The organism is Stappia sediminis (genome assembly GCF_009826895.1).
Taxonomy (GTDB): domain Bacteria; phylum Pseudomonadota; class Alphaproteobacteria; order Rhizobiales; family Stappiaceae; genus Hongsoonwoonella; species Hongsoonwoonella sediminis.
The window spans coordinates 243,676-263,195 of the sequence record NZ_WUMV01000009.1 but is presented as its reverse complement, the minus strand read 5'-3'; the positions used below and the strand labels follow the sequence as shown (position 1 = coordinate 263,195).

Sequence of the window (19,520 nt, the reverse complement as noted above, 5' to 3'; positions counted from 1 at the left end):
CGTTGTCGAGGAGAACCTGCTCCACGCTGCATCCTTCCGTTCCCGGGATAAGATGCGCCGTCAAATCCCGGGATCATACAGTTAGCTTCCACTGCGCAATAATGTGAGCCTTGAAGCGATATTAATGAATTCTCCACGGGCTATTGCATAGCGTCGATTTTCGGAAAAGGCAGATACTTCATAATGTTTTTTGCGCATTCGACGGGCGATCCATCGAAATCCGATTGGCAGGGTCTCTCAGATCATCTGACTGGCGTCGCGGAACTCGCCGCTTCGTTCGGGCGGTCCTTAGGGCTCGAAAAGCCCGCTCGGCTGGCGGGGCTCCTGCACGATCTTGGCAAATATACTAATGGCTTCCAGGCAAGGCTTGAAGGGGCCGGAGCGCGGATCGACCACTCCACGGCCGGCGCCATCCTCGCGCGGCAACTCGGCGAAAGTGCGGGCGATCGGGCTGTCGCCGAGTTGGTTTCTTATGCGGTGGCCGGCCATCACGGCGGTCTGCCCGACATGCGCGGTGAGGCGGGAACGCTTGCCGAGCGGTTGAAGAAAGACATGCTGGAGTCGCTCGATCCAGCCTGGGCCAGAGAGATCGAGCCGGACGGCATGAGCCTGATGCCGGCGCTAAAGCTTGCCGGCACGAGGGAAAAAGCCGCGTTTCAGTTCTCCTTTCTCGGGCGGATGATCTTTTCCTGCCTGGTGGATGCGGACTTCCTCGATACCGAGCGGTTTTACGCGTCGATAGAGGGGCAGGAACCGGATCGAGACTGGCCGGAACTACCGGATATCGTCGACGGGCTGATCGCGCGATTCGACGGTTATATGGCAGGCTTGCGCGAGCAAGGCGAGAAAACGCCCCTCAATGGGCTTCGCACGGAAATCCTCGATCACGCACGCCACCGGGCGGGCGAGCCGCCAGGGCTTTTCACGCTGAATGTGCCGACTGGCGGAGGCAAGACGCTGGCTTCGCTCGGCTTCGCGCTCGACCATGCGAAGCGGCACGGGCTCAGGCGTATCATCTACGCCATCCCCTTCACCTCGATCGTCGATCAGACAGCGCGGATCTTCCAGCAGGTGCTGGGCCCGGACATGGTGCTGGTGCATCATTCGACGATTGAGGAAGACGGGACGCTAAAAGAAAGGTGCAGAGAGGGCCGGGGAAAACTCAGGCTCGCCATGGAGGACTGGGCGCCGCCGGTTGTGGTGACGACCAATGTGCAGTTCTTCGAAAGCCTGTTCGCAGCAAAGCCCTCCCGTTGCCGCAAGCTCCATAACATTGCCGGAAGCGTTATCGTGCTTGACGAAGCGCAGGTCCTGCCGCGCGCGCTGCTCGCGCCGACAGTGCGGGCAATCGAGGAATTGGCACGTAATTACGGCTGTTCCGTCGTGCTTTGCACGGCGACGCAGCCCGCTTTCGATGCACGAAACTTTCCCGAAGGCCACCCGCTCGCCCTGCCGCTTGAGGGTCGTGAGCTCGCACCGGATCCGCAGCGCCTGGCGAAAGAACTGAAGCGGGCGACCATCCGCCACACGGGCGAGATGGCCGACACCGCGCTGATCGATGCGCTTGGCGCGCGCGCGCAGGGGCTCGTCATCGTCAACAGCCGCAAGCACGCCTACGAGCTTTTCACGGCGGCCGGATCGGCGGGGCTCGACGGCCTGATTCACCTGACGACGCGCCAGTTCGCGGCCCACAGGCGCGAAATCCTGTCGCGCATCCGCGAAAGGCTGAAGGAGGGGCGGACATGCCGGGTGATCGCGACCTCGCTGGTGGAAGCGGGCGTGGATGTGGATTTCCCGAATGTCTGGCGCGCGGAAGCGGGGCTTGACCAGATCGTCCAGGCGGCGGGGCGCTGCAACCGCGAGGGGATTAATCGGGCGGAAGACAGCATCGTGACGGTCTTCGCCTGCCCGGATTATCCGCCACCGGCGGAAATCCGGCAGTTGGCCGGCGATCTCTCCCACGTGCGGCGCGAGCATGACGACCTGTCTTCTCCCGAGGCGGTCGAGGCGTTTTTCCGTCAGGTCTACTGGCGTCTCGATGACGGGCTGGACAAGCACCGCATCCTCAAGCGCTTCAGGATGGACAGAACGGGCACCGATTTCGCCTACCGCACTGTGGCGGAAAATTACCGGATGATCGAAAGCGGCCTGGCGCCGGTGATCGTGGCGCGCGACGAGGCCGCGCGCAACATTCTCGAAGCCCTGAAATCCGGGCGCATGTCCGCCGGCGCGGCGGCACGGGGGCTTCAGCCCTGGACCGTGCAGGTGCCGCCGGCTGCGCGGAAGAAGCTTCGGGCCAAGGAACACATCGGTTATGTGCGCGCCGATCTTTACGGCGACCAGTTCGCGGTGCTTCGCGGCGAAAAGCTCTATAGGCAGGAGGCGGGGCTTATCTGGGAGGATGCGGACTATCTGGCTCTTGAAGGGCCTGTGATCTAATTGTTGTTTACGGCAAAATGATAGCTATCCACCGATTGAAGTGAAGGCGTTGAATCTGAATTGATTTCATGATACAACCCCAACTTGAATATTGGTGGAGGTATTCAATGCGCATTCCTTCGTGGGGCGAGCATGATTTTTGGAGCTCGATCGTGGCTATCGTGGTGCTCGCTTTCATCAAAATATTGGTATGGACAGTAAGTGAATAGGGCTCACTCCTTGTCGCTCATCAACTTATGGGCGTGGATAGAAACAATCGTTGGATCGCTGCGACTGAAAATTTGAAAAGCAATTAATGGAGTGAGCCCGTATGTCCTATGGGATCAGATTAAGGGTTTCCGGCCCGCGCGCGTTGTTTACTCGCCCGGAGACCAAGGTTGAGAGAGTTTCCTACGATGTGATGACGCCGTCCGCGGCGCGCGGCATTCTCGAGGCGATCCACTGGAAACCGGCGATCCGCTGGGTGGTCGACGCGATCCACGTTCTTGAGCCCATCCGTTTTCAGTCGATCCGCCGCAACGAGGTCGGCCACAAAGCCTCGTCGCAGAAGATCAAGACGGCGATGAAGCGCGAAAGCCTGGAAGGGCTTGGGCTTATTGTCGACGAAGACCGGCAGCAGCGGGCTTCAATGGTGCTCGTGGATGTCGCTTACGTCATCGAAGCGCATTTCGAGATGACGGCGAAGGCCGGGCCGAACGACAGCGAAGGCAAACACCTCGACATGTTCAACCGGCGCGCGGGCAAAGGGCAGTGCTTTCACCAGCCCTGTCTCGGCACGCGCGAGTTCGCGGCCGATTTCGAACTTTTAGCAATCGATGCCCCGCCTCCTGAGCGGAAGGAAAAGCCGCCGTCTCTCGGTTTCGGGATGCCGCGCGACCTCGGCATCATGCTTTGGGACATCGACCACACAGCACCCGGAAGGCCTTCGCTCTTCTTCCGCGCGAAACTGGAAAACGGGGTCATGCGGGTGCCCGCGCCCGGATCGGCGGAGATCCTTCGATGAGCATTCTGACATCGCTTGCCAGTGCCTACGACCGGCTGGAAGATGCGCCGCCGGTTGGCTATTCGCTGGAGAAAATTTCCTTCCTCATCGCCTTGAACGATGCTGGAGAGCCCGTCGGCCTACCTCACGATTTGCGCGATGTGTCGGGAAAGAAGCCGCTGCCGCGTCCGATGGCCGTTCCTCAGGGAGCGAAGCGGTCTTCCGGGATTGCGCCGAACTTCCTTTGGGACAAGACATCCTACGTACTCGGCGTGACGGGTGGGATGGGGAAACGCGTGCTGGGTGAGCACGCCGCCTTCGTGGATTTTCACCGCGAAGCGCTTGCCGGTATCGGCGATCCGGGCCTCATCGCCCTGCTGCGTTTTCTGGACGGATGGTCGCCTGAGGATTTCGACAGGCTCGGCTGGCCGGAGGAGATGAAGGACCAGAACGTCATCTTCGCGCTTGAGTCCGAACGGCTTCAGAATATCCACCTGCACGATCGCCAGGCGGCGCGCGATGTCTGGGCGAAACTTCAGGGCGGGAAGAAGGGGGCGGAACAGCTCTGCCTTGTAACCGGCGTTCGCGCGCCCGTTGCCCGGCTCCACCCGTCGATCAAGGGCGTTTGGGGCGCGCAAACCGCAGGCGCTTCGATCGTTTCGTTCAACCTCGACGCCTTCACCTCCTACGGACATGAGCAGGGCGACAACGCGCCGGTATCGGAAGATGCGGCGTTCAAATACACCACCGTTCTGAACCGGTATCTCTCCACAGACAGCGGCCATCGCGTGCAGATCGGCGATACGTCGACGGTTTTCTGGGCCGACGCCTCGCATGCGCCAAGCGCCGAAGAGGCCGAAGAGACCTTCATGGCGATGTTCGCCGAGGTGGATGAGGAGATGCAGGCCGGCGGCGTCGGCGAGATCCTGGAAAAGATCCGCAAGGGCAGGCCGCTGAAGGATTTCGCGCCCGAACTTGCCGAAGGCGTGCGCTTTTGCGTGCTCGGCCTCGCGCCCAACGCGGCACGCCTTTCCGTGCGCTTCTGGTTCGACGACGATTTCGGCGTGCTTGCGCGAAACTATCAGCGGTACGTCGCGGATATGCGCATCGAACCGGCGCCGAAAGCGGAAAATCCGCCGATCTGGCGGTATCTCGTTGAAACCGCCGTGCTCGGCAAGCGCGACAATATCCAGCCCAATCTGGCCGGCGACTGGATGCGCTCGATCCTGAGCGGCACGAATTATCCGCTCACCCTTATGTCGACGGTCCTGATGCGCATTCGCGCCGACGGGCACATCAATGGTTTTCGCGCCGGCCTGCTAAAGGCGGTGCTTGTTCGAAATTTCAAGAAGGAGGTTCCCGTGGCGCTAGACACCGCGAACGACGACACGGCCTATGTTCTCGGCCGTCTTTTCGCAATCATGGAAAAGATGCAGAACCTTGCGCTTGGAAAGGTGAACGCCTCGATCCGCGACCGCTACTTCGGCACGGCATCCTCCGCGCCCCGCTCGGTCTTTCCAATCCTGCTGCGTCTCAATCTCCACCATCGCTCGAAAGCGGAAAAAGACGGCGCGAGCGCTCGTCTGGCGGGCTATTTCGCCGGCCAGATGGGGGAGGTCATGAACCTTCTGCCCGCGCGGCTTCCGGCGACGCTCAGCTTGCAGGCGCAAGGCACCTTTGCCATCGGATACTACCACCAGATGCATTTCCGCAATTCCGAAAAGACTGATTCAAAGGACAAATCCGAATGAACGCCATTGCCAACCGCTATGAATTCATCCTGCTTTTCGACGTGACGAACGGCAATCCGAACGGCGATCCCGATGCCGGCAACCTGCCGCGTATCGACCCGGAGACCAATCGCGGCCTCGTCAGCGACGTCAGCCTGAAGCGCAAGATCCGCAACTACGTGGAACTCGCTCACGAGGGCGAGGAGGGGCGCCACATCTATGTGCGCGAAGGCGCGATCCTGAACAATCAGCACCGAAAGGCTTACAAGGCGCTGCGCCCGGACGACAGCAAGGTGGACAGTGCCGCGAAACTGGAACCCAAGGGCGACGAGGAAGCCAAAAAACTTCGCGATTTCATGTGCGCGAACTTCTTCGACGTGCGCACCTTCGGCGCGGTCATGTCGACGGGCATCAACTGCGGCCAGGTGCGCGGCCCCGTGCAGATGACCTTCGCGCAATCGGAAGAAACGATCATGCCGCTGGAGGTTTCCATCACCCGCATGGCGGCGACCAACGAGAAGGAAAAGGCCGAGCGTCAGGCTGGTGACGACAGCCCGGAGCGCACCGACAACCGCACCATGGGCCGCAAGCACATCGTCCCCTACGGTCTTTACCGCGCGCATGGATACGTGTCGGCGAAGCTTGCCGAACGCAGCGGCTTTTCGGATGCCGATCTCGATCTGCTGTGGCAGGCGCTTGAAAACATGTTCGAGCATGATCGTTCCGCGGCACGCGGCGAGATGGCGGCGCGCCGGCTGATCGTCTTCAAGCATGCTTCCCAGCTCGGCAATGCGCATGCGCACAAGCTGTTCAGCCGGGTGAAGGTGGGACGCGACATCGACGGCGAATTCCACGAGATCGATGAGCGCGTTTACGACTACCCGCCCGCGCGAAAGTTCTCCGACTACAGGATCGTGGTCGACGAAAATGACCTGCCCGATGGTGTCGAGATCATCGACCGGCTTTAAGGTGATGGCTGCAGAGCCGGAGCCAACGGAAGCGGACGGAGAGCGGGCGGGAGAGCCGATCCCGCTGTCCGCCTTGCAACACGCGGTCTATTGCCTGCGTCAGGCCGCCCTTATCCATCTGGAGCGGCTTTGGGCTGAAAACCGGTTCACCGCGGAAGGGCAGATCCTGCACGTCAACGCCGACAAGGCGGCAAGCCGCAAGACACGTGGCGTGCGCCGGGAAACGGCGTTGCAGATCGCGTCGAAACGCCTGGGGGTCGCCGGCGTGGCCGATCTCGTGGAGTTCCACAAGGCGGGCGAAGAGGAGGTGCCGTTCCCGGTGGAGTTCAAGCGGGGCAAGCCCAAGCCGCACCGCGCGGATGAAGTGCAGCTTTGCGCCCAGGCGCTTTGCCTGGAAGAGACGACAGGCAGACCGGTGCCGGAAGGTGCGTTGTTCTACGGCGAAACGAAACGCCGCGTGACCGTGCCCTTCGACGAAGAATTGCGGCGGCTGACCGAAGCAACGATCGCCGAGTTGCGCGAAGTCTTCGCAATCCTTCGAACGCCGGTACCTGTCTATCGTGCGGCGCGCTGCCGGGCTTGTTCGCTCAAGGATATCTGCCGTCCGCAGGCGGTGACGCGCAGCGCCGCATCATGGCGCAAGCGCATGCTGGACGAGCACCTCACGGAAAATGAAGCAGGGCGATGAAAAAACTTCTCAACACCCTCTACGTGACGACGGAGAGCGCCGGCCTTCGCAAGGACGGCGAAAACCTGGTTGCCGAAGTCGAGGGAGGCGAGCGTGCCCGCGTTCCTCTGCACATGCTTGCCTCCGTCGTCGTTTTCGGCGGCATATTCGTGTCTCCGGCGCTCATGCAGACCTGCGCGGCGAACGGCGTCACGATCGTCCTTCTCGACCGGGTCGGTCGGTTTCAGGCGCGGATCGAAGGTCCTGTATCGGGCAACGTGTTACTCCGCCGCGCGCAATACAGGCAGTCGGACGCCCCTGACGAGATCGTGCGGGGCATGGTTATGGGAAAGCTCGCGAACCAACGCAGCGTTCTGATGCGTGCGTTACGGGACTATGGAAAAGAATTCGAAGAGGACGCGAAGAGCCGGATCGAAGATGCCGTGGCACGCATGGCGCGAATATTGCGCCGCGTGGAACGCGCCGGTGAGGGGGCTGAGGTCTTGCGCGGGGCGGAAGGCGAAGCCGCGAACCTCTATTTCGGCGTCTTCGACCATTTGTTGCGCTCTCCCGACCCTGAAATTCGCTTCAACGGGCGTTCGCGCAGACCGCCGCTCGACCCGGTGAATGCCGTGCTGTCGTTCCTCTACACTTTGCTGACGCATGATTGCCGTTCGGCGGCAGAAAGCGTCGGACTGGATCCGGCGGTTGGCTTCCTGCACCGCGACCGACCCGGGCGGCCGAGTCTGGCGCTCGACCTGATGGAGGAATTTCGCCCGATCCTCGCCGACAGGCTCGCCCTTTCGCTTTTCAACCGCCGGCAACTGCGGGCTCGCGACTTCGAGAGGCGTGACGGTGGAGCTGTCTTGTTGAGCGAAGATGCGCGGCGCACCGTGCTTTCCGCCTGGCAAGAGCGCAAGCGTGAAGAGCGGATGCACCCCTTCCTTGGCGAAAAGGCGCCGCTCGGCCTCATGCCCTACCTTCAGGCACAAATGCTGTCACGCCATCTGCGTGGCGACCTTGATGCGTATCCGCCCTGGTTCTGGAAATAGGAGGTGGCATGCTTGTCCTCGTGACCTATGACGTCAGCACGTCCACACCCGGTGGAGCCGGGCGCCTGCGCGGCGTGGCAAAAGCCTGCCGTGATTTCGGCCAGCGGGTGCAATATTCCGTTTTCGAGATCGAGGTCGAGCCTGCGCAATGGACGAAGCTGAAGGCGCGGCTGGAAGGGATCATTGACGCGGATACCGACAGCTTGCGCTATTACTACCTCGGCTCGAACTGGCAGCGCCGCGTGGAACATGTCGGCGCGAAGCCGGCTGCGGACCTCGGCGGCACGTTGATTGTGTGAGCGCGGCTAACTTTGCCAGAGCATATTCCGTTCGGATTGAACCGATCTGAATGACAGGAATATGCTCATTGAATCCGGCTCCGTAAGCCGACCGCAAAATATTGATTCTGGAGCGATTTCTTATCCTTCAGGTGATCTCACTTGAAGGGAAAGCGCTCTAGGCCGCTGCGCGAACCGAGAGCGTGCCGTAATTTCCGGGCAGGTTCGCGCTTGGGCCAGATCTTTGAAATCGTGAGGGAATTGCAGATGCGCTGCGGGTGCACGCCAGCCTTTCACCGCCTGAGGGGCTGAGTTCGCGCGCTCTTCCTGCTTTTTTATGCTTTCTCAGCATGTTAGCGCAGAACGGTCGCCCCCCACGCGGGGGCGTGGATCGAAACTTCTACGCCGACGATGCCGGGCGCGCGGCGCAGGGTCGCCCCCCACGCGGGGGCGTGGATCGAAACCGTCGCCCGAAAGGCTGATAGGCGCGATCTTCAGAGTCGCCCCCCACGCGGGGGCGTGGATCGAAACATCAAGGTCAATATCTTCTCGGTTGCCGCGACCGTGTCGCCCCCCACGCGGGGGCGTGGATCGAAACACGTCATCCTTGCTGACGCGCTCGCCCCGCCATGTCGCCCCCCACGCGGGGGCGTGGATCGAAACGCGTCATCGACGGCGGATTGCCGGAAGAAACGCATGTCGCCCCCCACGCGGGGGCGTGGATCGAAACGAAGATCTCGGCTCATTCGACGCGATCCTCAAGCGTCGCCCCCCACGCGGGGGCGTGGATCGAAACCAGCGACACGATGCGCAAGCAGCTCCGAGAGCATCCGTCGCCCCCCACGCGGGGGCGTGGATCGAAACAGGGCAGACAATGTAGCTGGTCTCCCCCCTGAACTGTCGCCCCCCACGCGGGGGCGTGGATCGAAACATGTTTTCCCGGCTCCCTTCCCTTGAGGAGGCGGAGTCGCCCCCCACGCGGGGGCGTGGATCGAAACTTCATTGTCGAGGCGGTTCTGAACGACAACCAGTGTCGCCCCCCACGCGGGGGCGTGGATCGAAACGCCGCTAGAGAGATCCCGGTTTCGGCCAGGCCGAGCGTCGCCCCCCCACGCGGGGGCGTGGATCGAAGGCAGGTTTTCGCGATTAGCGGTAAATACTCACCGTTGATTATTGGAAGAAATGTACAAAGCGCGCCAATGATTGCCTATTGCCCGGTTGCCTTGGACGACAATGCGTGATGGATGCCTGCCCCCCGTCCCGAACCTGCTGCTCTTCAACGGCATCTCCGGACGTCAAACTCGTTTCATATCGTAGCAAATTTCCGGACAGGTAATTTTGTTAAGCCGATCCGGTAATGCCGGGAACCTGATTGACGGGCTGGTGGATGGGGGGTGGGTTTGCCTTCCGCCGAGACGCGCGCTCGAAAGTTCGAAGCTTCGCAACGAGCCTCCAATGGTACCCGTCGCCGAGTGACGCTTTGAACGGAAAATGACGCCCAGCATGATACCCAAAAGCTGAGAATGCCACGCCGACATAAGTCGCCGCCAATTTAACTATCTGAAAAATCTAGGGAAAATGGTGGGCGATACTGGGATTGAACCAGTGACCTTTCCGGTGTGAACGGAACGCTCTCCCGCTGAGCTAATCGCCCGATGCCAATCAGGATGTGGCGGGTATCTAAATGAGTTCCCGGACGGAGGCAAGGGTCCTCATGAAATTTCCCTTACATTCTTCAGCTTCCGTTGAAATCAGTACGTTGCAACCGACATCGGGAGCCGATTTTGCCATCAGATCAGGCCAACGAAGGGGCTGGAAAAGGTTGTTGAGGCGAAGCATCCTCACAGCGCTATCGCCTTTTCAGTCGCGGTCAGGCGCTTTTCAAGTTCCGCCTCTTCGCGATCGAATTCGACATCGGGCACTTGCGCGCCACGACCTTTTCTGTGGTTGTAAAGTTGCCCGACAGCCCTTGAAAGGCGCTTTGTGTCCGGCGTTATGGCGCCCTCCGTCAATTCCTCGATCATCTCCACGACGCGATCAATATCGTTCAACTCGCCGGTGCGGATTGAGAAATTTTTAAGTCCTTTTTGCGGAAGCAGTTCTTCATAAGCGGCCTGGCGCTTCTGGATTTCGAGCGCATACCAGTAGCAGAGCTGATAGTCCGAAAGCTGCTCCCAGTCCTGCGCGGACAGGAAGACGTCATCCTGAGGGGATAGACAATAGGCAAGTCCGCCCCAGGTTCGCCCGGGAATCGTACGAAGCATCAGGTGCGATGTGGCGATCGCGCGCGGATCCCTTCGCAAGGTAATGAATGAGGGTCGCAAGCCGAACTGCAACGCAGGCTCAATGAAGGCCTTGCAGAAGAGGTGCGATGTCTCGACATAGGCCTTGGCGCGAGAGCGCAGCATGGCCGGAAACTTCTCCCAGCGCAGGAAATCCCTTGCCCATTCGGGATTTGTCTGGGCACTGCGCATGACCTTGTGGAATTTGGGCTTCGGTTCATGGAACGCATCGACATCCCGAAGGCTGTCCCAGATCCGATACATGGTGCCGGAGCCGGACCTGCCTGACGTAATACAAAAAATATTTATGCGATCATTGAGTTTGGAGATTTCATTCTCCAATTTCGTGTCGGTTTCAAGGTATTTAAAAGTTTTGAACTTCGCATGATAGTAGTATCTCCGTCGTTTATTCATCATGGCGAGATTCTCGCTTTTGGGGTCGTTTCTGCGTCAGTTCGGGCGAGTTCTTCTCCGGGCATCACTCTCCGCTTCGCGTCCACCGGAAGCGGATTTTCCAGCCACCGATATTCTTCCCGACGTTGCAACGCTGAAGCCATTCCAAGATCAATAGGCATCCTGTCGACGGTCTCCATAGCTAACGTCAAGACAAGCCATTCGAGGCGGTGGAAATTTGCGGCTGTCGGAAATGAACGAAAGCTGCCGATAATCCCGCCTCTTTCGGCAACCTCCGTCCCGCTGGCACCTGTGCGGTTTCCTTGTGCGCCAATATTTGTGGTCGTTCCAGCGTCACGGTGATAATACTCATCAAGAATTGTATCATGTCAGACGTGTGCTGGAATGTGTCATCAGGTCAAGTGACGCGGATGCCGTATAGTCTTATACGCTGATTCGCATTGCGTAAGTTGCGAGTTCATGCCGAGCGAATTTTTAAACGTGAATGTATTTTCGAATGTGGCTTCGAGGAACCTGGATCGTTGCCTCGCGCCATTGGCGGTCCGTTCTTGCCTGGACACATTCGCCCTGGGTGGTCGCGATGGAGTGATCGTCAGGGCTTTCGTCGACCCAAACCCGAATCCCTCGCATTTTGAGGCCTGGGCTGACACGATTTGCGAAGGCCTGTCGGAGCTGAATGTCGAGGTTGTGAAGACCAGCGGGTTGGCAAGCGGCTTCATCAAATCGATCGAAATGTCAAAAGCGCCTTACGCGATCCAGCTTGAGCACGATTTTGTATTCGTGAAGCGCCGGATCGACCATTCGATCGATGAAATTCTCTCCGGGATGGAGCGCCTCGGTATCAACTATCTGAAGTTCAACAAGCGGGCGAACCGGGTTCGAGGCTATGATCATTTCATGATCCCGGCCGGCGACGAACGCTTGCCCGTTTGCAGGATCAATGGACGCTCCAACAACCCGCAGGTCATCGAGATAGACTATTACCGGAGGATGGTGGCGCCTTTGCTCGATCCCGCACGAAAGGGGGCAAGCGGTATCGAGGGGTGGATCTGCCGGCAGATCGGCGGTGGTTACGTTTATGGCGAATTGGGACACCCCGCCACGACGGCGCATCTCGATGGCCGTGACATCCGCTGGAAAGACCGGATCAGGAGGGTGCTCTACAAGGCGGCATCCGCCGAAAGGCGTGCCTCGTGACCGCTGGTTTCAGGTCGCGCCGAAAGCCAGGGGATTACGCGTCGACCGCGGCCATTTCGCCAATGGAGCCGACGGCGTCGTAAAGCTCGTCGAAGTGTGAGATCACCTTGTCCGGGCCAAGCTCGCTCACGTGCACCGGAGTATAGCCGAAAGTGACTGCTACGACCGGAATGCCGGCAGCGCGCGCGGCATCTATGTCGGTGCGCGAATCGCCGACCATGACGGCCCGTGCCGGATCGCCGCCAGCGCGCTCAATCGCGCCGAGGACAGGCATGGCGTCCGGCTTCGGCTTGTCGAAAGTGTCGCCGCCGACGATCGCCTCGAAATATTTCGTCATGTCGAGAGCATCGAGGAGTGGGCGGGACAAGCCTTCAAGCTTGTTCGTGCAGACCGCGCAGGCCCATCCTTCTTCGCGAAACCGCGCAATTGCCTCGAGAATTCCAGGAAACGGCTGGCTGTGTACCGCGATATTCGCCGAATAATACTCGATAAACCTGTCGAACAGCGGATCGATCGTGGCATCGTCCGCGTTCACGCCGTTCGCTTCCAGGCCACGCTCGATAAGCTTGCGCGCGCCGTGGCCGACCATCGACCTGATGCGCTCGGGATCGATCGCCTTGTGGCCGGCATCCTCCAGAGCGAAGTTCAGTGCCGCGGCCAGATCGCCCATCGTTTCGATGAGGGTTCCGTCAAGGTCGAATACAAGCACAGGCTGCGGCACGGCGTTTCTCCGTCGGTTCGGGACGTCGTGGGATTACCTCCCTTCGCGCGACACCGCAAGCGGTCGTTCGGTCGCAACAACGTGAAGGCGGGTGGAATTCAGAGCTTGTAGGCCGTGCGGAAACCGCCCCAGTGCCGCCCCTCGATGATGATCGGAGCGTCGACTTCGCTCATCCAGATGATGTTTCCGTTGCCCATGTCGCGCGGATAAGTCTGAAGAAGGAAGGGCCGGGTGTTCCGCGCCGCACACAGGCCCGCACGGTCGTCGAATATGCGGCGGTTGCGGCAGTTGGCGGCATTCCATGCCGGATCATCGGGTTTTTGCGGCCTGGAATAGATCTTGTTGTGAACCGGCAGATAGCCGTTTCGGTCCACCGCTGCGCAAAACGCCATGCCGGACTGGGCCGAGTTGGCGAAAAGCTCTTCCTGGATCGGCGGCAGGATCTCGTCAAGGACCTTGAGTGCGCGCGTTTCGAACTGTACCGGATCGGTGCCTTCTATCTTACGATACTCGGTGTCGAAAAGAGCATCGACGGTCAGGCGCCGTTGTTCTATCGCACGCTCCATCGCCTGCGTCACGCGAGCGGCGAAGCCTTGCGCGAGATCGATCTTGGCCCTGGCTTCCCTTGCAATCCCTTCGATAACGCTTCGAATGGCGGACTGCGCCGCCGCTTCCGGGTTCTCGAAGGCGCAGTGAAGCCCGTTTTCCGACTGCCCGACAATGCGAACCCCGATACGGCCGACGCCCGAAATCTCTACCGTTCCCGATGCCGGTAATTGAAATTTCGTCTCGGCCTCGGGCAGAAGCAGGACGCCCCCTTCGGAAATGTCACGCGTTTTGGCTGAAATAGTTTGGCCATGCAGGACGAGAACGGCCTTGCGCTCGACCGGATAACGGTCATGCCGGCGCCGGTCGCCCATCGCGCTTTGGCGCACCATCATCGTGAAGCGCCGGTTGAGCGCGGCGCTTAGGGCCGTCATGTCCTGGCTTGCGGTTTCGGCGGCGGATCCCGATTGTTCGGCCTGATCGGTGGCACTGACGATGGCATCGACCTTTTCGGCGACGGCATGAACGAACTCCGCCGTCTGGCGGGCGGTCATGCCGATTTCCTGTGTGGTCGAAACCTGCTGCTGGACGCTGCCGGCAACAGCGGAGAAATTCGGCCTGATATCGCCGATCACCTCGATGATCCGGTCGACTGCCTGAATGCTCGTTTCGGCCGATTTCTGAAGCCGTTCGATATTGGCGACGATGACGTCCGTTGCCTTTTGCGTTTCGACCGAAAGCGATTTCACCTCGCTGGCGACGACTGCAAAACCCTTGCCGGCTTCGCCTGCGCGTGCGGCTTCGATCGTCGCATTGAGCGCAAGCAGGTTGGTCTGCTTGGCGACATCCGAGATCAGCTTTACGACATTGGCAATATCGTCGATCGCGGTCTTGAGGTCCTGAACGCCGGAATTCGCGGTATCGGCGACGGTACGCGCCTCCTCTGCAAGCGCACTCGACTGCTTCACCTGCGTGTCGATTTCCGCACTTGCCGCCGCAAGTTCCTCGATAGCGTCGGCAAGACAGCGGGCATTCTCGTTCGCGGCATCGGACTCTGTGCGCAGAAGTTGCGAATCATTGCGGATTTCCGACAACTTTTCGAGTTGTTCGGCGATACGTCCGCGCAATCCACCGGCGCCCGCCTCTATATTTCCTGCGGCGGCTCGAAGATCCGCCTCTATCAGGTCCAGGGTCAGGGAAAATTGCTCGGAATGAGCCGCGCCGAGGGTGTCGGGACTGATACCTGACTTAGGGTCATTATGTGTCGATTCAGCCGTTGAATTGTCCGCATTCTGTGTGATTTTATCATTTCTTCTTGCGAACAAACGCATTTCGAGCCTCAACTTTCGCTTATCTACGCGGATGCTGCCGAAAACCTAGATAAATATGCTGAATCGCTGGTTAACAGCGTCCCGTAACTCCGCCAGGCGGCGATCCTTTCGAAGAAGCGCAAAGCCGTGCTTTGCCCTGTGCCGTTGCCATGCTAAACCCCCGCTCGCGGATGCGGTGCGGTATCCCCTCTTGTAACAATTGTCGGGCGGTCGAATGAGCGACGAACTGAAGCGCAAGGCGGCTGCGGCCGCGTTGGAGGAAGTCGGGGGCGGGATGCGCATCGGCATCGGTACCGGATCGACGGCCGAGCATTTCATCCGGCTTCTGGGCGAAAGAGTGAGAGGCGGCCTCGATATTGTCGGCGTGCCGACTTCCGAGCGCTCGGCGGCACTTTCGCGCGAAGAGGGGATAAGGCTGTCGACGCTGGAGGAGTTGCCGGAACTCGACCTGACGATAGATGGCGCCGATGAACTCGACGACGCCCTCAACCTGATAAAGGGCGGTGGCGGCGCCCTTCTCAGGGAGAAGATCGTCGCGACGGCTTCAAAACGAATGATCGTGATTGCCGACAGCTCCAAGCACGTTCGGCACCTTGGCGCTTTCCCGCTTCCGATCGAGGTGGTGCCTTTCGGTCTTGGCTCCACGGAGCGGGCAGTGGCGCGTGTGCTTGAAACCTGCGGCTATGAGCCGCGGCTTTCCATGCGCGAGGGCAGGCAAGATCCGTTCATCACGGATGGGGGCCACCATATTCTTGACGCGGATTTGCGACAGATAGCCGACCCGAACGCACTTTCCGACGCATTGTTGCGGATTCCGGGTGTGGTCGATCACGGACTTTTCCTCGGCATAGCGGCTTGCGCCTATATTGCGGGGGGCGACGGTGTCAGGCGGATTGAGGCAGCGCGTTGAGGCAGCGCGAATGCCTCACGTAATCGGAAATTCAAAACGTTAGCGAAAGGCGGGGCCGGCGAATGATCGCGCGCCCCGGTAAATTGAGGGAGATCGGTATGGTCAACCGGACTGTCAAAGCCTTGAAGGCAGCACTAGCCGCAACGGCGTACCTTGCATTCGTCAGCACCGCTGCCTACGCCCAACAGGCGCAGAAGCCGCAGCAAGAGCAGCAGCAGCAGGAAAAAGTCGCGCCTGAGCATCTGGAAGCGGCAAAAAACGCGGTTCAGGCGGCGAAAGTGCTGGATACCTACGACAACATGCTGCCGCTGATCGCAGATCAGACGAGAACGCTTTTCGTCCGCAGCAATCCGAGCGCCGCGGCTGAGATTGACGAAGTCGTGAACACTATTGCGCTTGAGATGGTTGATAAGCGTGCCCAGTTGAACAACACGATCTACCGTGTCTGGGCACGCCGGTTCAGCATCGAGGAACTCAATCAAATCGCGGAGTTCTACAATTCTCCCGTCGGGCAGAAGTTTTCGAGGCTCGGTCAGGAGCTTACGGCTCTTTCTGTTGGCGCCGGCAAGCAGTGGAGCGACCGTATCTCGACGCAGATGGTGTCCCAGGCGCGTGAGCAGCTGAAAGAGCGCGGCTATATCGACTGATCCCCGAGCGGGGGCCGCGGCATTCGACGGATGAACGAGGCTTATATGGCGGATTTCGACTACGATCTCTTTGTGATCGGAGGGGGCTCGGGCGGCGTGCGCGCTGCGCGTATCGCAGCCGGCTACGGAGCGCGCGTGGCGGTGGCGGAGGAATACCGCTATGGCGGGACCTGCGTCATTCGGGGTTGCGTGCCCAAGAAACTGTTCGTCTATGCTTCGCATTTTTCCGAGACCTTCGAGGATGCGGAAGGCTTCGGCTGGTCGGTGGGAGAGAGATCCTTCGACTGGGAAAAGCTCATCGATGCCAAGGACCGCGAGATCACCCGTCTCGAGGGCATTTATCGGCGCAACCTGGAACGTTCGGGCGTCGAGCTGCACGACACTCGTGCCGTGATCGAGGATGCGCATACCGTCAGGCTGATGGCCGATAATCGCAGGATCACCGCACGCTACATCCTGGTTGCCGTCGGCGGCACGCCGAACGTTGACCCGGACATGCCCGGCGGCGAGCATGTGATCACTTCGAACGAGGCGTTCCACCTCGCCGATTTCCCGAAGAAGATCGTAGTCGCGGGCGGCGGCTACATCGCGGTCGAATTCGCCGGTATTTTCAATGGTCTGGGCGCGGAAACCACGCTGATCTATCGCGGCGAGGAAATCCTGCGCGGCTTCGATATGGACCTGCGCAAGACGCTGCATGAAGAAATGGAAAAGAAAGGCATCCGCGTCATTTGCGGGGATGTCTTCACATCCATCGAAAAAACCGCCGAAGGGCTCATCGGGTCGACAAAGCTCGGCGAGACGATTACCGCCGACAAGATCATGTTCGCGATCGGCCGCCGTCCGAATACGGCTGGTCTGGGCCTTGAAACCGCGGGCGTCGAAACCAATCGGAACGGCGCAATCATCGTCGACGAACAATCTCGCACGAACGTTCCGTCGATCTATGCCGTCGGCGACGTGACCGACCGGGTGAACCTGACGCCGGTGGCGATCCGCGAGGGCCATGCCTTCGCCGATACGGTTTTCGGCGATAAAGCGTGGTCGACGGACCATGAACTCATTCCGACCGCGGTATTCTCGCAGCCGGAGATCGGCACCGTGGGCATGACGCAGGAAGAGGCGGAGGCGAAATTCGCCAACCTCGACATCTACCGCGCTTCGTTCCGGCCGATGAAGCATACGCTTTCCGGCCGCGACGAGAAGATGTTGATGAAGGTCATCGTCGACGCCGACAGCGACCGGGTGCTCGGCGTTCACATTCTCGGGCCGGATGCGGGCGAGCTTTCGCAGGTCCTGGGCATCGCGCTGAAGATGGGCGCGAAAAAGGCCGACTTCGATGCGACGATGGCGGTTCACCCGACGGCGGCGGAAGAGCTTGTCACCATGCGCGAACCGGCGGAACGCATTCGCGCCTGATTTACAATTCGGCATTCAAGTTGCGGCACCCGCCAGTCAGACCGACCGGCGGGTGCCTGTCGTTTCATCCGTGAAGAGCTGCGAGAAGGCGGGCGATTTCCTCTTCCGTGTTATAGGCGTGAAGCGAAGCGCGAACGAGGGAACTGAGACCGCGCGCCGGCAGGTCGATCTGTGATGACGTCGCGCTGGTGACGGATGTATTGATCGATTGACGGGAAAGACGTTCCTTCGTTTCCTGCGGATCCTCGCCTTCGACATTGAAGGTGACGATACCGCATTTGCGAAGGCCCTTGTCGTGAACGCTGACGCCGGGGAGTGCGGCGAGCTCCTGCCGGAGCTGCGCGGCGAGACCCGATATGCGCGCTTCCAGGCGGGGAAGGCCAAGGTCGAGCGCGTACCGGATGGCGACGCCAAGGCCGATCTGGCCTGCCACGAACCGCTCCCAGGATTCGAAACGCTTCGCTCCGGGCACCCAGGAAAAGCGTTCAGCATCATTCCAAACCGACGACCCAAGTTCCACAAAGGGTGGATCAAGGTTATCGAGAATTCCATCGGCGACATAAAGGAAGCCGGTGCCGCGCGGGCCGCGAAGGTACTTGCGGCCCGTGCCCGAGAGCATGTGACAGCCGAGACGGGTGACGTCGAGCGCAATCTGGCCTGCCGACTGGCAAGCATCCAGCAGGTAAAGCAGACCGTGACGGCGGGCGATATCCCCGACCTCCTCGGCCGGATTGACGAGGCCGCCGAAGGTCGGGACGTGGGTGAGGGCGATCAGCCGGGTTTTCTGGCCGATCGCGGCTTCAAGGGCCTTCAGGTCGATCTGGCCGTTCTCGTCATCGTCGATCAGATCGATCTCGATGCCCTTGCGTTCCTTCAACTGCAGGAAAGCGACGAAGTTCGAGACGTATTCGGCCCGGCCGGTGATAACCCGGTCACCCGGTTTGAAGGGAATGGAATAAAACGCCATATCCCAGGCGCGGGTCGCGTTTTCGATGTAGGCGATTTCGCCGGGCGTCGCGCCGATAAGTTCGGCGACTGCCGGATAGAAATCTTCGATCCTGGCTTTTGCTGTCGCCGCGGCTTCGTACCCGCCGATCGTCGCTTCCAGATCGATATGCGCCTTTACCGCCGCGACAACCGGGCGAGGGGGCAGCGAAGCGCCGGCATTGTTGAAATGGGTGACCGTTTCGCAGCCGGGAGTGTCGGCGCGAAGGCCGGCAATATCGGCGGACGTGAAGAACGGCTGTTCGCAGTAGTTTGCTGGCATTTGACGGCTCGCTTGATGGGGGTATGGTCGCGGGCATCGAATGGACACCCTCGATTCATCGATCAGGATAAAGCGTTGACGATCACTTATTTCGGCTATGGTTCGCTCGTCAATCGGCAAACCCTTTCGCCCGAAAGCACGGCCGTGCCGGGCGAGCTGCAGGGCTGGGTGCGCGAATGGCGGGTGACGGGCAAAGTTGCGGGCATCGGAACGGGCGCTTGCGCGCTGACAGTGCGCAGGCAAACGGGGTCCGCGATCCGTGGCGTGATGGTCAAAGAACCGGCAAGCGGGCTGGCGGCGCTGACGAAACGCGAAATCCGGTATGACCGCATCGACGGCATCGCGCCGGAATTTCGCCCAGAACGCCCGGAAGACGGTGTGTCGGGCGACGCCTTCCTCTACCAGGCGAAATCACGCCACTACGATTGGGGGAGCGAGGACCATCCGATCCTGCAAAGCTATGTCGATTGCGTGCTTGCCGGCTTCTTCGATCTCTGGGGCGAAAGCGGGATCGACCACTTTCTGGCGACGACCGACGGCTGGCATGCGCCGATCCTTGCCGACCGCGCCGACCCGCGCTACGCGAGGTCGGTTTCGCTGGACAGAAATCTTGCCGCGCTGATCGACGAGAAGCTTGCGCAAATTGGCGTGGGCTACGTGGGGGCCTGAT

Annotated in this window: 16 protein-coding genes, 1 tRNA gene and 1 CRISPR repeat array; of the genes, 12 read left to right on the top strand and 5 right to left on the bottom strand. The window is 60.3% G+C overall.

Going from position 1 to position 19,520, the window contains the following annotated elements; translation table 11 throughout:
- The first annotated feature begins 183 nt into the window (after positions 1–183).
- The 7 genes from GR183_RS19635 (at position 184) to cas2 (ending at position 8,137) form a co-directional block, all read left to right on the top strand.
- Positions 184–2,439, top strand: a complete 2,256-nt coding sequence (locus GR183_RS19635; RefSeq protein ID WP_160777364.1) for a CRISPR-associated endonuclease Cas3'' — start codon at positions 184–186, stop codon at positions 2,437–2,439.
- A 310-nt stretch (positions 2,440–2,749) separates the two neighbouring features.
- The gene (cas5c, locus tag GR183_RS19630) at positions 2,750–3,442 is read left to right on the top strand and encodes a type I-C CRISPR-associated protein Cas5c (protein WP_160777363.1); all 693 of its coding nucleotides are present in this window, start codon (positions 2,750–2,752) and stop codon (positions 3,440–3,442) included.
- The gene (cas8c, locus tag GR183_RS19625; protein WP_160777362.1) at positions 3,439–5,172 is read left to right on the top strand and encodes a type I-C CRISPR-associated protein Cas8c/Csd1; all 1,734 of its coding nucleotides are present in this window, start codon (positions 3,439–3,441) and stop codon (positions 5,170–5,172) included. The genes cas5c and cas8c overlap by 4 nt, the downstream gene beginning before the upstream one ends.
- On the top strand, positions 5,169–6,119 hold the full coding sequence (cas7c, locus tag GR183_RS19620; protein ID WP_160777361.1) for a type I-C CRISPR-associated protein Cas7/Csd2: 951 nt from the start codon (positions 5,169–5,171) through the stop codon (positions 6,117–6,119). The genes cas8c and cas7c overlap by 4 nt, the downstream gene beginning before the upstream one ends.
- Positions 6,120–6,123: 4 nt before the next feature.
- On the top strand, positions 6,124–6,807 hold the full coding sequence (gene cas4, locus GR183_RS19615) for a CRISPR-associated protein Cas4 (RefSeq protein WP_160777360.1): 684 nt from the start codon (positions 6,124–6,126) through the stop codon (positions 6,805–6,807).
- Positions 6,804–7,838, top strand: a complete 1,035-nt coding sequence (cas1c, locus tag GR183_RS19610; RefSeq protein ID WP_160777359.1) for a type I-C CRISPR-associated endonuclease Cas1c — start codon at positions 6,804–6,806, stop codon at positions 7,836–7,838. Before cas4 ends, cas1c begins: the two co-directional genes overlap by 4 nt.
- An 8-nt stretch (positions 7,839–7,846) precedes the next feature.
- Positions 7,847–8,137, top strand: coding sequence for a CRISPR-associated endonuclease Cas2 (cas2, locus tag GR183_RS19605; RefSeq protein ID WP_160777358.1), 291 nt, complete (start codon positions 7,847–7,849; stop codon positions 8,135–8,137).
- 345 nt (positions 8,138–8,482) lie between these two features.
- Positions 8,483–9,249: direct repeats of the CRISPR family, unit length 32 nt; unit sequence GTCGCCCCCCACGCGGGGGCGTGGATCGAAAC.
- Positions 9,250–9,695: 446 nt separating this feature from the next.
- Here the strand turns inward: cas2 and GR183_RS19600 are convergent.
- Together GR183_RS19600 and GR183_RS19595 are read right to left on the bottom strand one after the other, a co-directional pair.
- A tRNA-Val gene (locus tag GR183_RS19600) sits at positions 9,696–9,770 on the bottom strand.
- Between the two features lie 187 nt (positions 9,771–9,957).
- Positions 9,958–10,662, bottom strand: coding sequence for a hypothetical protein (locus tag GR183_RS19595; protein ID WP_160777357.1), 705 nt, complete (start codon positions 10,660–10,662; stop codon positions 9,958–9,960).
- Between the two features lie 735 nt (positions 10,663–11,397).
- Between GR183_RS19595 and GR183_RS19590 the strand changes: the two genes are divergently transcribed.
- Entirely contained in the window at positions 11,398–12,009 is a 612-nt protein-coding gene (locus GR183_RS19590) for a hypothetical protein (RefSeq protein ID WP_160777356.1), read from the top strand.
- Positions 12,010–12,043: 34 nt separating this feature from the next.
- Here the strand turns inward: GR183_RS19590 and gph are convergent, their stop codons facing one another.
- Positions 12,044–12,730 carry a phosphoglycolate phosphatase gene (gene gph / locus GR183_RS19585; RefSeq protein WP_160777355.1) on the bottom strand — a complete coding sequence of 229 codons (687 nt, stop codon included), beginning with the start codon at positions 12,728–12,730 and terminating at the stop codon, positions 12,044–12,046.
- A gap of 98 nt (positions 12,731–12,828) precedes the next feature.
- Positions 12,829–14,403 carry a methyl-accepting chemotaxis protein gene (locus GR183_RS19580; protein ID WP_160777354.1) on the bottom strand — a complete coding sequence of 525 codons (1,575 nt, stop codon included), beginning with the start codon at positions 14,401–14,403 and terminating at the stop codon, positions 12,829–12,831.
- A 418-nt stretch (positions 14,404–14,821) separates the two neighbouring features.
- Between GR183_RS19580 and rpiA the strand changes: the two genes are divergently transcribed.
- From rpiA to gor, 3 genes are all read left to right on the top strand, one after another.
- Entirely contained in the window at positions 14,822–15,517 is a 696-nt protein-coding gene (rpiA, locus tag GR183_RS19575; protein ID WP_160777353.1) for a ribose-5-phosphate isomerase RpiA, read from the top strand.
- Between the two features lie 62 nt (positions 15,518–15,579).
- Positions 15,580–16,164, top strand: coding sequence for a DUF2059 domain-containing protein (locus tag GR183_RS19570; protein ID WP_160777352.1), 585 nt, complete (start codon positions 15,580–15,582; stop codon positions 16,162–16,164).
- Between the two features lie 45 nt (positions 16,165–16,209).
- Positions 16,210–17,583: a glutathione-disulfide reductase gene (gor, locus tag GR183_RS19565; protein WP_160777496.1), complete on the top strand. Its 1,374-nt coding sequence runs from the start codon at positions 16,210–16,212 to the stop codon at positions 17,581–17,583.
- Positions 17,584–17,647: 64 nt separating this feature from the next.
- On the opposite strand, the gene GR183_RS19560 is transcribed toward gor, so the two are convergent.
- Positions 17,648–18,850, bottom strand: coding sequence for an aminotransferase class V-fold PLP-dependent enzyme (locus GR183_RS19560; protein ID WP_160777351.1), 1,203 nt, complete (start codon positions 18,848–18,850; stop codon positions 17,648–17,650).
- A gap of 75 nt (positions 18,851–18,925) precedes the next feature.
- On the opposite strand from GR183_RS19560, the gene GR183_RS19555 reads away from it, so the two are divergent.
- Entirely contained in the window at positions 18,926–19,519 is a 594-nt protein-coding gene (locus tag GR183_RS19555; RefSeq protein ID WP_208999923.1) for a gamma-glutamylcyclotransferase family protein, read from the top strand.
- The last annotated feature ends 1 nt before the right edge of the window (position 19,520 follow it).

Coding starts and splice junctions, on each gene's coding strand:
- GR183_RS19635 (WP_160777364.1), top strand. CDS start 184: ATGTTTTTTGCGCATTCGACGGGCGATCCATCGAAATCCGATTGGCAG.
- cas5c (WP_160777363.1), top strand. CDS start 2,750: ATGTCCTATGGGATCAGATTAAGGGTTTCCGGCCCGCGCGCGTTGTTT.
- cas8c (WP_160777362.1), top strand. CDS start 3,439: ATGAGCATTCTGACATCGCTTGCCAGTGCCTACGACCGGCTGGAAGAT.
- cas7c (WP_160777361.1), top strand. CDS start 5,169: ATGAACGCCATTGCCAACCGCTATGAATTCATCCTGCTTTTCGACGTG.
- cas4 (WP_160777360.1), top strand. CDS start 6,124: ATGGCTGCAGAGCCGGAGCCAACGGAAGCGGACGGAGAGCGGGCGGGA.
- cas1c (WP_160777359.1), top strand. CDS start 6,804: ATGAAAAAACTTCTCAACACCCTCTACGTGACGACGGAGAGCGCCGGC.
- cas2 (WP_160777358.1), top strand. CDS start 7,847: ATGCTTGTCCTCGTGACCTATGACGTCAGCACGTCCACACCCGGTGGA.
- GR183_RS19595 (WP_160777357.1), bottom strand. CDS start 10,662: ATGTATCGGATCTGGGACAGCCTTCGGGATGTCGATGCGTTCCATGAA.
- rpiA (WP_160777353.1), top strand. CDS start 14,822: ATGAGCGACGAACTGAAGCGCAAGGCGGCTGCGGCCGCGTTGGAGGAA.
- GR183_RS19570 (WP_160777352.1), top strand. CDS start 15,580: ATGATCGCGCGCCCCGGTAAATTGAGGGAGATCGGTATGGTCAACCGG.
- gor (WP_160777496.1), top strand. CDS start 16,210: ATGGCGGATTTCGACTACGATCTCTTTGTGATCGGAGGGGGCTCGGGC.
- GR183_RS19560 (WP_160777351.1), bottom strand. CDS start 18,850: ATGCCAGCAAACTACTGCGAACAGCCGTTCTTCACGTCCGCCGATATT.